General features: G+C 30.9%; 12 protein-coding genes. 5 read left to right on the top strand and 7 right to left on the bottom strand.

Annotation, left to right across the window (positions count from 1 at the left end):
• The first annotated feature begins 7 nt into the window (after nucleotides 1-7).
• Entirely contained in the window at nucleotides 8-682 is a 675-nt protein-coding gene (clpP, locus tag SJY43_RS02320; protein ID WP_300250810.1) for an ATP-dependent Clp endopeptidase proteolytic subunit ClpP, read from the top strand.
• A 72-nt stretch (nucleotides 683-754) separates the two neighbouring features.
• Nucleotides 755-1987, top strand: a complete 1233-nt coding sequence (gene clpX, locus SJY43_RS02315) for an ATP-dependent Clp protease ATP-binding subunit ClpX (protein ID WP_396602236.1) — start codon at nucleotides 755-757, stop codon at nucleotides 1985-1987.
• Nucleotides 1988-2232: 245 nt separating this feature from the next.
• On the opposite strand, the gene SJY43_RS02310 is transcribed toward clpX, so the two are convergent.
• A complete protein-coding gene (locus SJY43_RS02310) occupies nucleotides 2233-3849 on the bottom strand; it encodes an OmpA family protein (RefSeq protein WP_396602235.1) in 1617 nt (538 codons plus the stop codon).
• A 125-nt stretch (nucleotides 3850-3974) separates the two neighbouring features.
• Nucleotides 3975-5489, bottom strand: a complete 1515-nt coding sequence (locus SJY43_RS02305) for a GH3 auxin-responsive promoter family protein (protein ID WP_396602234.1) — start codon at nucleotides 5487-5489, stop codon at nucleotides 3975-3977.
• Nucleotides 5490-5531: 42 nt separating this feature from the next.
• Between SJY43_RS02305 and SJY43_RS02300 the strand changes: the two genes are divergently transcribed.
• A complete protein-coding gene (locus SJY43_RS02300; protein ID WP_396602233.1) occupies nucleotides 5532-6326 on the top strand; it encodes a DUF2797 domain-containing protein in 795 nt (264 codons plus the stop codon).
• 68 nt (nucleotides 6327-6394) lie between these two features.
• Nucleotides 6395-6619, top strand: coding sequence for a hypothetical protein (locus SJY43_RS02295; protein ID WP_396602232.1), 225 nt, complete (start codon nucleotides 6395-6397; stop codon nucleotides 6617-6619).
• A 69-nt stretch (nucleotides 6620-6688) separates the two neighbouring features.
• Here the strand turns inward: SJY43_RS02295 and rpsU are convergent, their stop codons facing one another.
• The 4 genes from rpsU to SJY43_RS02275 form a co-directional block, all read right to left on the bottom strand.
• Nucleotides 6689-6883: a 30S ribosomal protein S21 gene (rpsU, locus tag SJY43_RS02290; protein WP_147765495.1), complete on the bottom strand. Its 195-nt coding sequence runs from the start codon at nucleotides 6881-6883 to the stop codon at nucleotides 6689-6691.
• A gap of 97 nt (nucleotides 6884-6980) precedes the next feature.
• Nucleotides 6981-7844, bottom strand: coding sequence for an RNA polymerase sigma factor RpoD/SigA (locus SJY43_RS02285; RefSeq protein ID WP_396602231.1), 864 nt, complete (start codon nucleotides 7842-7844; stop codon nucleotides 6981-6983).
• A 294-nt stretch (nucleotides 7845-8138) separates the two neighbouring features.
• Nucleotides 8139-10820, bottom strand: coding sequence for an AsmA-like C-terminal region-containing protein (locus SJY43_RS02280; RefSeq protein WP_396602230.1), 2682 nt, complete (start codon nucleotides 10818-10820; stop codon nucleotides 8139-8141).
• Nucleotides 10821-10909: 89 nt separating this feature from the next.
• A complete protein-coding gene (locus SJY43_RS02275) occupies nucleotides 10910-11614 on the bottom strand; it encodes a queuosine precursor transporter (protein WP_396602229.1) in 705 nt (234 codons plus the stop codon).
• Nucleotides 11615-11909: 295 nt separating this feature from the next.
• On the opposite strand from SJY43_RS02275, the gene folK reads away from it, so the two are divergent.
• Entirely contained in the window at nucleotides 11910-13040 is a 1131-nt protein-coding gene (gene folK, locus SJY43_RS02270) for a 2-amino-4-hydroxy-6-hydroxymethyldihydropteridine diphosphokinase (RefSeq protein ID WP_396602228.1), read from the top strand.
• Nucleotides 13041-13053: 13 nt separating this feature from the next.
• Here the strand turns inward: folK and SJY43_RS02265 are convergent, their stop codons facing one another.
• Nucleotides 13054-13827 (bottom strand): hypothetical protein, encoded by a 774-nt coding sequence (locus tag SJY43_RS02265; protein ID WP_396602227.1) that lies wholly within the window; start codon nucleotides 13825-13827, stop codon nucleotides 13054-13056.
• Nucleotides 13828-13850: the final 23 nt, after the last annotated feature.

The raw sequence follows: 13850 nt of genomic DNA, 5'->3' as shown, positions 1-13850 counted from the left end.
AAAGACTATGGATTACGCAAAAGAATTTGAAAAATTCGCCATAAAAGATCAAGGGATAAGTAGCACATATTACAATAAAATTATAAGTAGTATGTATCCAACTAACTTAACACCTAATATTATTGAAGAGCGTCAAATGAATATTGCTGTATTTGATGTATTCTCTCGTTTAATGATGGATAGAATTATTTTTCTAGGTACTGGAATTAATGATCAAGTAGCAAATATTGTTCAAGCGCAACTTTTATTTTTAGAAAGTACAGATGCAAATAAAGATATTCAAATTTATATAAATTCTCCAGGAGGAAGCGTTTATGCAGGTTTAGGTATTTATGATACTATGCAGTTTATAAAGCCAGATGTTGCAACAATTTGTACAGGTATGGCTGCTTCAATGGGTGCTGTATTATTATGTGCTGGACAAAAAGGTAAGCGTAGTGGTTTAACACATTCTCGAGTTATGATACACCAACCATTAGGAGGGGCTCAAGGTCAAGCAAGTGATATTGAGATTACAGCTAGAGAAATTTTAATCCTAAAAGAAGAACTTTACAAAATTATTAGTAAGCATTCAGGTCAAGATTACGACAAAGTTTATGAAGATAGTGATAGAGACTATTGGATGAAGTCTGATAAGGCTAAAGAATACGGAATGATTGATGAGATTTTGGCTCGCAAATAAATAATTTGTAATTTTAAAGAATTGTTATAGAGGGATTTATAATGTTTCATTCCCCAAAAATAAATAATATTAATGGCAAAGGAAGAATTAGAATGTTCGTTTTGCGGTCGTAAAAAACCAGAAACAAACTTGTTAATAGCAGGACTAGATGCTCACATCTGTGATAGATGTATAGAGCAGGCACATGGTATTGTGATAGAAGAGTCTAAGCAGAGTGATAGTAGCGATTTATCGGCAGAGTTAAAACTTCGTAAACCTATTCAAATAAAAGGGTTTCTTGATGAATATATTATAGGACAAGGCGCCACTAAAAAAGTGATGTCTGTTGCTGTATATAATCATTATAAGCGATTATTGCAACCTCCAACAAAAGACGATATTGATATTCAAAAAAGTAATATCATTATGGTTGGGCAAACAGGTACGGGTAAAACATTAATGGCAAAAACTATTGCTAGAATGTTAAATGTACCATTGGCTATAGTTGATGCTACTGTATTAACAGAAGCTGGTTATGTAGGTGAAGATGTAGAAAGTATATTAACACGTTTACTTCAAGCTGCAGATTATAACTTAGAGAAAGCAGAAAAAGGTATTGTGTTTATTGACGAAATTGATAAGATTGCTCGTAAAAGTGATAATCCATCAATTACGCGCGATGTATCAGGTGAAGGGGTACAACAAGCTTTATTAAAACTTTTAGAAGGAACTGTTGTAAATGTGCCGCCAAAAGGAGGGCGTAAGCATCCAGATCAAAAATTCATTGAAGTTAATACTGAGAATATTTTATTTATAGCAGGCGGAGCGTTTGATGGTATTGAACGTGTTATCTCAAAGCGTTTAAATATGCAAGCTGTTGGTTATAGTGCTTCTATGTCTGATGAAGTTGTTGATCAAGAACATTTACTTCAATATATTATTCCAAAAGATTTAAAAGACTTTGGTTTAATACCTGAGATTATTGGTCGTTTACCTGTATTAACGTATATGGATCCACTAGATGCAGATACACTTAGAGCGATTTTAACAGAGCCTAAAAATGCCATTATAAAACAATACAAAAAGTTGTTTGAAATGGATAAAATAGAATTTACTATTACAGATGGTGCATTAGACTTTATAGTTGGAAAAGCTATCGAATATAAATTAGGAGCAAGGGGTTTACGTTCGCTTTGTGAAGAGATTTTAACCGATGCCATGTTTGAGCTTCCAAGTAGTAACGAGAAAAAATTAAATGTTACTAAAGCGTATGCCGAAGAAAAATTAACTAAAACAACCTTAAAGAAACTTAAGGCAGTTTCTTAAAAGAGTCGTTAAATTAATAAATAAAAAACCACGCTACAGGCGTGGTTTTTTTGTTAGGGATAATTAATTAATAAATGGATATCTATATAAAACTGTTTATTTCTGTTTCTAAACTGATGTAAAAGTATACTTAATAAGTAGTTGAAAAAAGGCGTTTTTAGGCCTTTTAGACTATAAGACGAAATATTCGTTCAAAAACTTTTTTAGTTACACGTTGCCGATTTTAATGTTTTTAATCGGTGAATTTAGTCAGTAATAACAAACTCAACACGCCTGTTAGTCTGTAAGTCTTTATCAGAACAATTGTTTTTACAATCTACTAAGGGTTTAGTTTCACCATAACCTTTTGATATTAATCGGTTTTTAGAAATTCCATTTTTAATTAAATAGTTTACAGCAGATTCAGCACGTTTTTTAGATAGATTTAAATTGTAACTATCTCTACCTTTATTATCAGTATGTGCATTAATGGCTAATTTTATCTCAGGATGTTCCTTTAAAATTTTTATAACTTTATTTAAAGAAATGAATGATTCTTCTTTTACACTATATTTATTAAAATCAAAGTAAATATTTTCTAAAATAATACGCATTTCATTCTCAACTTTTGCAATAACGGGAGCAGTTGTATGAAGTTTAATGTTTTTTCGGTAGGTTGTATTACTACCGCTGCTTGCAAAAAATTTGATTGATGCATCTTTAAAACCATCTTTATATGTTGAAAGAGTATAAGTTTCAAAAGGTGTAACATTAAAACGGTATGTTGCGTCTTCTGATGTAATAGTTCTTCCTAATTCTATATCATCTTCATCTTTTAACACAATAACAGTATTTGGTAGTTTAATTTGAGTTTCTAAATCAAGAATTTCACCTTGTATAGACTGAATTACTTCATCATTTACTGCAGTATAAATGTCATAGCTGCCTTTTCCATATTGTCTATTGGAAGATAAATAGCCTTTGTTTTTAGCAGCTAAAAAATAAGCGATTTCATCATAAACAGTATTTATTGTGTTACCCATATTTCGAGGTGTTTTGAACCCTTTAGCAGTAATTTTACTTGTAAAAAGATCAAAACCTCCAATGTTGTCGTGGCCTTTTGATGCAAAATATAAATACCTGTCATCTAAGGAAAGTGCAGGGTATTTATCATCTAAAGGTGTGTTTATAGAATTTCCAAGATTTTTTGGAGTACCTAAAGAACCATCAGCTTTAATGTCTGAAACATATAAATCATATCCACCAATAGCATCTGGGAAATTTGCTGAAAAATAAAGCTTATCGCCAGAATGATTAACAAAAGGAGTTTCAATAGATACATTACTTTTGTTTATGCTTAATAATTCATTATTAATCCAATTACCATGTGAGTCTTCTTCTAAATCAGCTTTGTAAATTTTAAAATCAAGCGAACTAGCTTTACTACTTCTAGTATAATAAACTGTTTTTTCATTTGGCGAAAATGTTAATTGATCTTCACTAGCATTAGTATTCAAAATTCTACTAAATAAATAAGGTGAGCTTAATGCCCCATTTTTATCGATATCTAAACAAAATAATTCTTTGTAAGCCTCATTAGTATTTGGGTCTATTTTAGCAAAACCACCCAATTTTTTAGAAGACACCATTATTAACTTATTTCTAAAAAAGCCAGAGCCAATTTCAGAATAACGTGTGTTTACACCAGCATCTAAAAGTTCAAAATTAAAACCATTAGATTTTATTAAAACGGCTTTATTTAATTTAGGAAATGAATTTAAGTTGTTAAACGAATTGCTATTTGAAGCTATTAAATTTGAAGGGCCTTGGGCTAAAATAAAATTATAGGTAAGGCATACTAAAAAACACAGATATGCTTTCATTTTGAGAGGGTTAAGGATTAATTGCCTGTAAATATACAATGTATCTAAAAAACCACTAATTTTTTAGATTAAAGGACTCTTAAAATCGTTAACACATTGTTTTAGAGGGGTTTCTGACAGTTTGATCAAGCGTTTAGCTTTAATAAGTCGTCTAAATAATCTCTAGTATTTGAAAGTCTAGGTATTTTATGTTGTCCACCTAATTTATCATTCTGCTTTAACCAATCATGAAATAATTGGTGTCGTGCAATGTTTATTTTAGGCTTATTTAAAGTAATGTTGTTATAGCGTTTAGCTTCATAATCAGAGTTTAAAGCTTTTAATGCATTATCAAACAATTCATTAAAGTAATTGATGTCTTTAGGGGGCGTTTTAAATTCAATTAACCATTCGTGTGCACCTTTTTCCTTTCCTTCCATAAATATAGGTGCCGCGGTAAAATCTACAATTTCAGCTTTGGTACGTTTACAAACCTTTTTTAATGCGTTTTCTGCATTTTCAATAATTAATTCTTCTCCAAATACATTGATATGATGTTTGGTTCGGCCAGAAATTTTTATTCTATATGGGTTTAATGAAGTAAATCGTACAGTATCTCCAATTTTATAACGCCATAGTCCGGCGTTGGTTGTAATGATTACAGCATAGTTCTGATTTAATTTAACCTCGCTAAGCGGAATTGCCTTTTCTTCTGATGTTGCATATATATTCATGGGAATAAATTCGTAAAAAATCCCATAGTCAAGCATGAGTAATAATTCGGAAGAATTGTTCTGGTCTTGAATGGCAAAAAATCCTTCTGAAGCATTATACGTTTCGTAATATCTAAAGTCTTTTTTAGGTAATATTTTTTTGTACTGGTCTACATAAGGTGTAAAACTTACTCCGCCATGAAAATAAGCTTCTAAATTTGGCCAAATATCATGCAGGTTTTCTTTACCTGTAGTCTCTAAAACATTGTTTAATAATACTAACATCCAAGACGGGACACCTGCTAGACTCGTAACGTTTTCATTAATAGTTTCGTTTACAATAGCTTGCATTTTATGTTCCCAATCGCTCATTAACGAAACTTTGTTACTAGGCGTACTGCTAAACTCTGCCCAAAAAGGCATATTGTCTATTAAAATAGCCGACAAATCTCCAAAAGCTGTTCCGTTTTCTTTATAGAGTTCTTTGCTTCCTCCTAAGCGTAAACTTTTACCATTAAAAAGCTGCGAGTTTTCATTGTTATTTAAATACATACACAGCAAATCTTTGCTCGCTGCGTAATGGCAATCTTCAAGAGATTCTTGACTAACAGGAATAAATTTACTTTTAGCGCGTGTTGTGCCACTAGATTTTGCAAACCATTTAATTGGTGTTGGCCAAAAAATATTACCTTCTCCTTGTCTAGAACGTTCGATAACATCTTGCCAACCATCATAATTTTTAATAGGAATGCGCTCTGCAAAAGTTTTGTAATCTTTAATAGAATTGAAGTCGTATTGCCTGCCAATCTCTGTGTTTTTTGCAAAGTCTATTAAGCTTAAAAGCAGCTCGTTCTGTACTTCATTTGGGTATTTTAAAAACAATTCTATTTGATGAAAACGCTTTTTTAAAAACCATGATGCAATAGAATTTACTAAGGGAATTGACATATTTATTCTATCTTTATTTTTTTAAAAATAATACTTTTTTTTATGACCTACCAAGGTGTTTTAACAAAAATGGCAACAGAGTTTGAAAGTCCCATTCAATACTATCTAGTTTTTGAAAACGATTTTTTAAATATGAATCAATTATTAGATAAAAATGTTACCATTCAATTTATAAAATACCAATGTTTAAACTGCGGTTTAGATAAGCCTATTTACCGACAAGGTTTTTGTAAAAGCTGTTTTTTTGATATTCCTCAGGCCGCAGATTGGATTATGCGACCAGAATTAAGTACTGCACATTTAGATAAGGAAGATCGCGATTTAGATTACGAAAAGAAAGTCCAATTACAACCGCATATTGTGTATTTAGCAAACTCAAGTAATGTGAAAGTGGGTGTTACTAGAAAAAGCCAAGTGCCAACACGATGGATAGATCAAGGCGCCCATGAAGCTATTGAAATTGTAGAAGTGCCTAATAGGTATTTAGCAGGTATAACAGAAGTCGCATTGAAAGATCATGTAGCCGATAAAACAAATTGGCGTAAAATGCTTAAGAATGATGTTGTAGATGAAAGTTTAGAAGCTTGGAGAGATCGTTTGAAACAATATATTCCAGATGAAGCTAAAGTTTATTTTATTGAAAATAATAAGGAAACCAATATAGACTTTCCTGTAATTGCGTATCCTGAAAAACCAAAGAGTCTAAATATTAAAAAAGAACATCTGTTTTCGGGTAAACTAGTCGGCATTAAAGGGCAATACCTCATTTTTGAAGACGAAACGGTGTTTAATATTCGATCTAATGAGGGGCTAGTGGTACAACTATCTATTAATTAATTTTAAAGAATTTTTAACAAGATAGATTAAGAATAATTTACTGGTATTTAGTAACTTGTAAATAAAAAATGAAAATTCCAGTAATGTTTTATGTTGCGCTTACTACATTTATGTTAGTAATGCTAACGGTAATGGCGGCTATGAATATAGCGTTTTCATGGGTATTCTACACCATGTGTTTAGGGCAGGTTTTAGTTGTAATTATGACTTTTAAAGTTTTGAAAGAGAAATACTTTACAGATAAAACTTTTGAAAATTTTTACGAGGACAAGCCAGTAAATTATAGAAAGTAACTTAATAAAAAAAAACCACAACATATACATACTATGTGTGGTTTTTTAAATTTTTAGATTAAAGAACGATTAAATATCTTCTTGATCTCTTAAATTTTGAATATAAGCTGCTTTTTGAACTTCACGACGTCTTTTTACAGATGGTTTTGTAAAGAATTGACCTTCTCTTAAGTTCTGCATTACTTTAATATTTCTGTGCTTTCTTTTGTAGCGTTTTAGCGCTCTCTCGATGTTTTCACCATCTTTAACTATAATTTTTAACATATGCTTTTATTTTGTACTTTTTCTTAAAATCTAAAACGGTTTGCAAATTTGCGGTTTTTAAAAATAAAAACCTAATTTATAACCTTTGTTTTTTAGGTTATCCTAAATAAGTTCTCAGCACTTTGGTTTTTGAAGCGTGACGTAATTTGCGAATACCTTTTTCTCTTATTTGTCTTACACGTTCTCTTGTTAACCCAAAAGCATCTCCAATTTCCTGAAGACTTTTAGGTGATTTTACACTTATTCCAAAATAATGACGAATAACTTCAGCTTCTTTTTCAGATAAGGTTTCTAAAACACGATTAACTTCTAGGTTTAGAGAATCTCTCATTAAATCTGCATCTGGTCTTGGGGCTTCCTGGCCTTGAACAACATCATATAAATTAAACGTTTCTCCTTCTTTTAAAGGTGCATCCATTGATACGTGTCGTCCTGAAATTTTCATAGATTGCTTTACATTATCTACTGTTAAATCTAGGTTTTGAGCTATTTCTTGGGCGCTTGGAGGACGTTCGTTAGCTTGTTCTAGATACGAATAGGCTTTATTAATTTTATTTATTGAGCCAATTTTGTTTAATGGCAACCTAACTATTCTAGATTGATCTGCTAATGCTGATAATATGGATTGACGAATCCACCAAACGGCATAGGATATAAATTTAAAACCTCTTGTTTCATCAAAACGTTTTGCTGCTTTTACTAAGCCAGCATTGCCTTCGTTAATTAAATCTGGAAGTTTTAAACCTTGATTTTGATATTGTTTTGCAACTGAAACCACAAATCGTAAGTTAGCTGTTGTGAGTGTATCTAATGCTTTTTGGTCGCCTTGTTTTATTCGTTGTGCTAATTCCACCTCTTCTTCGGCGGTAATTAATGGTATTTTACTAATGTCTTGTAGGTATTTGTCTAGCGATTTAGATGCTCTGTTGGTAACTTGTTTCGTGATTTTTAATTGCCTCATATATTATAAAAAAGATTTAAAGATTATACGTTCTTATAACTTAACTAAATAAATGAGAAAACCTAATAAAATGGATGTTTTTGTTTAAAAACGACGTAAAATTGATTGAAAATTAGTGTTTTTTGACCGTTTTTTTTGGTTTTTGACCTTAGTTGATTTTGTTGAGGTTTAGTGTGAGAACTTATTTTAATAGATAAACTTGCGTTAGGGATTGCAAAGGAAAGCCCACAGCTCCCTTTTTTGGGAGCGAGGACTTGTAATGGAAAGCCCGACCCTTTGGGTAACGCCCAAATATTATTTTACCGTATCTTTTTCTTTTTTGCCAAATAAACCACCAAGTACGTTTTTAACGGTTTCTTGAGTTTTTGTATTTGGTGTGGTAGTTGTTTTTGTAGTATCTGTAGTTTTGTTGCCTCCAATAATGTCTCCTAGAACCTCTTTAATGGCATCGTTTTGTTTCTGTTTTACAGAATCGGTTTTTGTTTTGTTACCACCAATAACATCGCCAATTAAATCTTTAACTTTGTCTTTACCTTGGTTGAGTAATTTTTGTTTTTGAATTTCTATAAGTTGTTTTGTTAGGTTGGAAACACCACTTTTTAAATCGGTTTTTACGGTTGGGCTTGTGTAACTACCACCAATGTTTGCTGTTACTGGAATGGTAATATTACTTGCTTGTGGATCGTTTATTTGCCCAATAAGTTTGTTTATGTCGCTACCTAAATATTTTGCAGGTACATTAAAAACGGCGCTGTAATTAATGGTTTTATCGAATCCATGAGAGCCAGAAACAGAAATTGCAATGTCTTCATATTTTAAATTAAAAGGGCTTACACTAACTTTTCCGCTGGCGAAATCTAGTTTGGTTTTTAGGTCTTTTAAATCTAGTTTATCAAAATCTATAAAGCCTAATGCGCCGTCTAATTTGTTGAATAATTCGCCTTTGTTTTCGCTTATTTTTGTAGTTAATAACTCTGCTAAAGCATTACCAGAAACGGTATTTAAATTTGGTGAGAATTCCTTATCTAGTTTTCCTGAAATGTTGATGTTTGTATTTAACTTTCCGTTAAGTAAAGTAGCTATTGGTGCTAATTTTTTTAATAAGTCTAGGTTTTTGAAGGATTCTGCTATGTCAAAACCATTGGCGCCTAAGTTTAAATTAAATGTTGGTGTCTCCTCTTTTGTTGACACATCGCCTGAGATTGATAAAGCGCCATCAAAAATACTAGAGGTCATGTTTTGAAGTTTAGCTTGTTGGTCTTTTATATAAAGTGTGCCAGTAACGTTTTGTAGGTTTAAATTATCGTAAACTACGGTTTTAGCATTGGCATTTATGGTGCAATCTAAAAATGCTGGAATTTTTAAAGATTCTGTATCGCTGGTGGTTTTGTTTTCTGCAGAGGATGCATCTTCAGTCATAAAATCACTTACTTTAAATAGGTTAGAATTCACATTAAAATTTCCTTTTAAAGTATTATCACTTAGTAAAAACCCTAATAAGTTGTTTATAGTACCTGTAGCATTTAAATCGCTTTCTCCTGTTTTAGCTTTAAAACTGTTTAGAGATACGGTTGCAGGCTTAAAGGTCATGTCTGCATGAGAAATATGAATGGGATTTACAATATCTTCTGATGAAAAAACAAAATCGTCAATGCTTGCCGATCCGTTATTTTTAATACGTGTGTATGCGTTAGTTTCAATCGCATTCATATCAAAAGCTGTGTTTAGTTTCGCTTTTAAAATACCTGTAAGTGTATTGTCTAACTCTACAGGATAAGCTTTTGTAATGTTTGCTAAGTTTAAAATACCATCTAGATTCGCATTTACTAACATGTTTTTGGTGATATTTTTTATGGTAGCCGAAGATTTAAAAACATCGTCATCAATTTTAAAATTTAATGTTTTAATGTCTATGTAAGTGTCATCTACCTTTCCAGTTGTGTTTTTTATTTCGGTATTAATAACAATGTTTTCAACACGTTTTGGTAAATCTGGATATTTAAATGATGCGTTGTTTGATGTGATGCTAATATCTAAATTAGGAATAGTTTCATCTGAACTTAATCCTTTTACGAGGCCTTTAATTTTAAAATCTCCAGAGGTTTCTACGTTTTCAATATTCTTTGAGTATGTTTTTGGAATAACGGCTAAGAAATTTTTAAAGTCCGATCCGGGGCTTTCAAACGAAATATCCATGTCTTGACCATTTTCAAGCAGTTGCACATGGCCTTGAAACTCAATAGGCAAATCGTTTATAAATCCTGTGTTATCTTTGAATGTGTATTTGCTGTTTTCTAAATCTAAACCAATTATGGCATCTAATTTAATTGGGTTACTACTTAAATAGTTAGTACTATCAAGTGAAAAACTCACATTAGCCTCACTTTTAGTGTTTAATTCTGAATCTTCGACTGAAAATGTTCCATGACCTTCGTGGTTTAACTCTGTCACCTGAACTAGCATTTTAGAGACTTCATCAATGTATGTTAGTGCGCTATTTTTTATTTGGTAATCTTCAATGCTAAAACTAAAATTACTTGATTCGGTTTCTGTTGAAGCCTTAGATGTGTCTGCTTTTGTTATGTCATAATTATTGTTCCCAAATTTATCGGTTTTTAAAGTTAAAAGTGCCTCATCAATAGTTATAGAATTAACTATAATGGGTTCTTCTTCAGCATTTTTAAACAATTCGTTAATATCCATAGTAAACGAAATGTCTTTTGCCGTTACAAAAGTTTCGTCTTTAAAAGGTTCGAAATTGGTAATTATTAAGTCGTTTACACTAACATGAGCCTGCGGAAAACTTCTTATAAAGCTTAGGCTAACATCACTAAATTCTACTTGCGCATTTAAGTTTTGATTGATAAAACGTTTAACCATATCTTTTATTTGCCCTTGGAATGCAAAAGGTATTGCTATTAAAAGTGCAACGATTATAAGTAAAGTAGTGCCAATAATTTTTAATGCTTTTTTCAAAGTGTAGAATTTAGGTTTTTGATTATGTAAAAATATATACGCAAAAATGATGCTAAAGGTTTGATAATAGTGAATTTATTGTTAAAAATCTAAAGGAGATCTATCTCTTGGTTAACCTTTAAGTTGAAGCGTTTTCTGAATAGAAATACACCTAAATATAAAAAAGGCGTGTCTAAAAGAGCTATAATAACTTTAAAAAGAAAACCACTAACCAATAAACCCTGAAAGTTTTCCCATTCAATAATACCAAATGAACATAGTAAAAATACAATAGTAAACGTGTCTACAAATTGCGAAAACCAAGTAGAGAAATTATTTCTGAGCCACAAGTGCTTGCCTTTAGTTAACCGTTTCCAGAAATGATAGATTTGAATGTCTACAAACTGGGCAAATAAATATGTAAGCATACTTGCAAAAACGGCAATCATGGAGTTTCCAAAAACAGTTTTAAAAGTATCGTCTTTAACATAAGACCATGAGGTTGCAGGCACGGAGTCTGCCATGAAAATAATTAAAAGGGAAAATAGTGAAGCGAAAATTCCAACGACTACAACATCATTAGCGCGTTTTTTACCATAAATTTCACTAATTAAATCGGTGATTAAAAACGTAATGGGATAGGGTAAAATACCAACCGATATTTCGAAAAGTTTACTTCCAAAAATTTCAATATCAAATGGGTACCAGTAAAAGAATTTTTGGAAAATAAGGTTAGAAACAACCAGAGATGTTATAAATAGGGCGCCTAAAAGTATGTAAATACGTTGTGCAGCAAGTTTATCTCTTAATGTCATTTATTATATGTTTTGTCAGTTCGAGTAATGCGACCTTAGGAGCATTGTATCGAGAACAATCTGAAATAATTATTAAAATTCACTACTGTAAATATAAAGGAAACCATTTACTTTTTATTAATTTGCCATAAACTCATCTTGACTTTTTGTTTTAACCGAAAATGAGATAAAATTTGTCTAGATGAGGCACTTTTTGAAAGGCATAGTTTTGCTAAGCATAAAAAAAGCAACGAAATATGGACAGATTTTGGCCATTTTTTAGGAAATAGAAAAAGTCAAGATGAGTTTATAAATTATGTTAAAACCAAAAACATATCATATTGCATTAGGAAGTAATAAAGGCGATAAGTTTAAAAACTTACAGCTGGCTATTAACGCTATTTATAGTCGTATAGGTAGTATTAAACTAATTTCTAAAGTATATAAGTCTCCTGCTTTTGGTTTTGAGAGCGACGATTTTTTTAATTGCTGCTTGGTAGCAGAAAGCCATTTGCAACCCCAAAACGTTTTAGATATTTTATTAGATATCGAAACCGTTTTAGGACGCACTAGAACAACGGCGGATACCTACGAAGCTCGGGTTATAGATTTAGATATTATTTTCTCAGAAGGTGATATTATTGATACAAATGCACTAAAAGTGCCACATCCAGAAATGAGCAAGCGTAAATTTGTATTGTTGCCACTTAATGATATTGCTTCAAAAATGGTGCACCCAAAACTTGAAAAAGAAGTAGGTGAGTTGTTAGATGCTTGTGATGACGATTCTGTTTTGGAACCCATAAATATTTGGTTAAAGAATCCAAATAAACAAAACGATTTTTCTAATTATAATTATATAGCTATTGAAGGAAATATTGGTGCAGGAAAAACGAGTTTAGCAACAAAAATTTCTAACGATTTTAATGCAAAATTGATTTTAGAGCGTTTTGCAGATAATCCTTTTTTACCTAAATTTTATGAAGATGCTAATCGCTATGCCTTTACTTTAGAAATGTCTTTTCTTGCAGATCGTTACCAACAAATTTCTGATGATTTAGCGCAACTTGACTTGTTTAAAGACTTTATAGTTAGTGATTACGATGCGTTTAAATCGCTTATTTTTTCAAAAATCACATTAGCAGAAGATGAGTTTAACCTTTACCGAAAACTTTTTCATTTAATGTATAAAGATTTGAAAAAGCCAGATTTATATGTGTATTTATACCAAAACACCGAACGTTTGCAGCTAAATATTAAAAAACGCGGACGCGATTATGAGCAAAATATAGCCAACGATTATCTAGAAAAAATAAACACAGGTTATTTGGATTTCTTAAAAACACAAAAAGATTTTAATGTGAAAATAATTGATGTTTCCGATAGAGATTTTGTTGAAAACCGGAAAGATTATTTGTGGGTTTTGGGGGAGATTTGTGGTGAGTAGTAGTTTTAATAGTTTATTTGAAATATTCTATTTCACGGTATATTGATTTTACAAGAGATTTTTTTTCGTAATATTTTCTAATTACCCAGTTGTTTTTTTCGTCTAGGATATATTTAAAAGAAGTAGTTTTGACTAAACGATTGTTTTTATTAAACTCTTTTTCTTTGGTAATAAAGCCTTTTTTATTTCTGAAATATTTGACTTTATTGTATTTATATGAACTGTCAGATTTAGTCCAGTTTGATTCAATTATTTTACCCTTTTTATTGTAAACATATTCAGCATTTAAATGTCGTTCCCCGATATAAGAATCTGGATATTTTTCAGTCAAAATATAATTACTTTTTACAAGGATATTGTCTTTATTGTAGAAGTACTCTTCATTGTATTTGGTTTGTTTTTCACTAATATTATAACGAGCGCTTATTTTTTTTAATTTTTTGTTTAGATAATAATAATTGGTTTTATAATTAATAGAGTCAGTTGTTATATATGAATTAGTATAATCAATATTGTTTTCTTCATTATAAAAAAAAGTAGTTTTTACTGTCTTGTAAGGTTCTCTGTTGTGGAATGTTTTTCTAACGCTAAAAAGTTTTTGTCCATCAATATTATAATTGTATTCATTAATTTCAGAAGTGAATACATGTGTTTTCCCATCAGAATAGGTAACGTTATATGTTGTGGTTTCGATAATTTTTTTAAAATTAGAATTGGAAGATTTGCTCTGACTTATAGCTAAATTACTAATTAATATAAAACAACAATAAAAGTAAATTCGTCTCATGAATTTTTAACTTACAATGAAAT

The organism is Algibacter sp. R77976 (assembly GCF_044594645.1).
GTDB lineage: Bacteria > Bacteroidota > Bacteroidia > Flavobacteriales > Flavobacteriaceae > Algibacter_B.
The sequence above is the reverse complement of the archived record's forward strand: the minus strand, read 5'-3'. Positions and strand labels throughout refer to the sequence as shown.

What these genes read in the sequence shown, in the direction of transcription:
- clpP (WP_300250810.1), top strand. Translation starts at nt 8, where the DNA reads ATGGATTACGCAAAAGAATTTGAAAAATTCGCCATAAAAGATCAAGGG.
- clpX (WP_396602236.1), top strand. Translation starts at nt 755, where the DNA reads ATGGCAAAGGAAGAATTAGAATGTTCGTTTTGCGGTCGTAAAAAACCA.
- SJY43_RS02310 (WP_396602235.1), bottom strand. Translation starts at nt 3,849, where the DNA reads ATGAAAGCATATCTGTGTTTTTTAGTATGCCTTACCTATAATTTTATT.
- SJY43_RS02305 (WP_396602234.1), bottom strand. Translation starts at nt 5,489, where the DNA reads ATGTCAATTCCCTTAGTAAATTCTATTGCATCATGGTTTTTAAAAAAG.
- SJY43_RS02300 (WP_396602233.1), top strand. Translation starts at nt 5,532, where the DNA reads ATGACCTACCAAGGTGTTTTAACAAAAATGGCAACAGAGTTTGAAAGT.
- SJY43_RS02295 (WP_396602232.1), top strand. Translation starts at nt 6,395, where the DNA reads ATGAAAATTCCAGTAATGTTTTATGTTGCGCTTACTACATTTATGTTA.
- rpsU (WP_147765495.1), bottom strand. Translation starts at nt 6,883, where the DNA reads ATGTTAAAAATTATAGTTAAAGATGGTGAAAACATCGAGAGAGCGCTA.
- SJY43_RS02285 (WP_396602231.1), bottom strand. Translation starts at nt 7,844, where the DNA reads ATGAGGCAATTAAAAATCACGAAACAAGTTACCAACAGAGCATCTAAA.
- SJY43_RS02275 (WP_396602229.1), bottom strand. Translation starts at nt 11,614, where the DNA reads ATGACATTAAGAGATAAACTTGCTGCACAACGTATTTACATACTTTTA.
- folK (WP_396602228.1), top strand. Translation starts at nt 11,910, where the DNA reads ATGTTAAAACCAAAAACATATCATATTGCATTAGGAAGTAATAAAGGC.
- SJY43_RS02265 (WP_396602227.1), bottom strand. Translation starts at nt 13,827, where the DNA reads ATGAGACGAATTTACTTTTATTGTTGTTTTATATTAATTAGTAATTTA.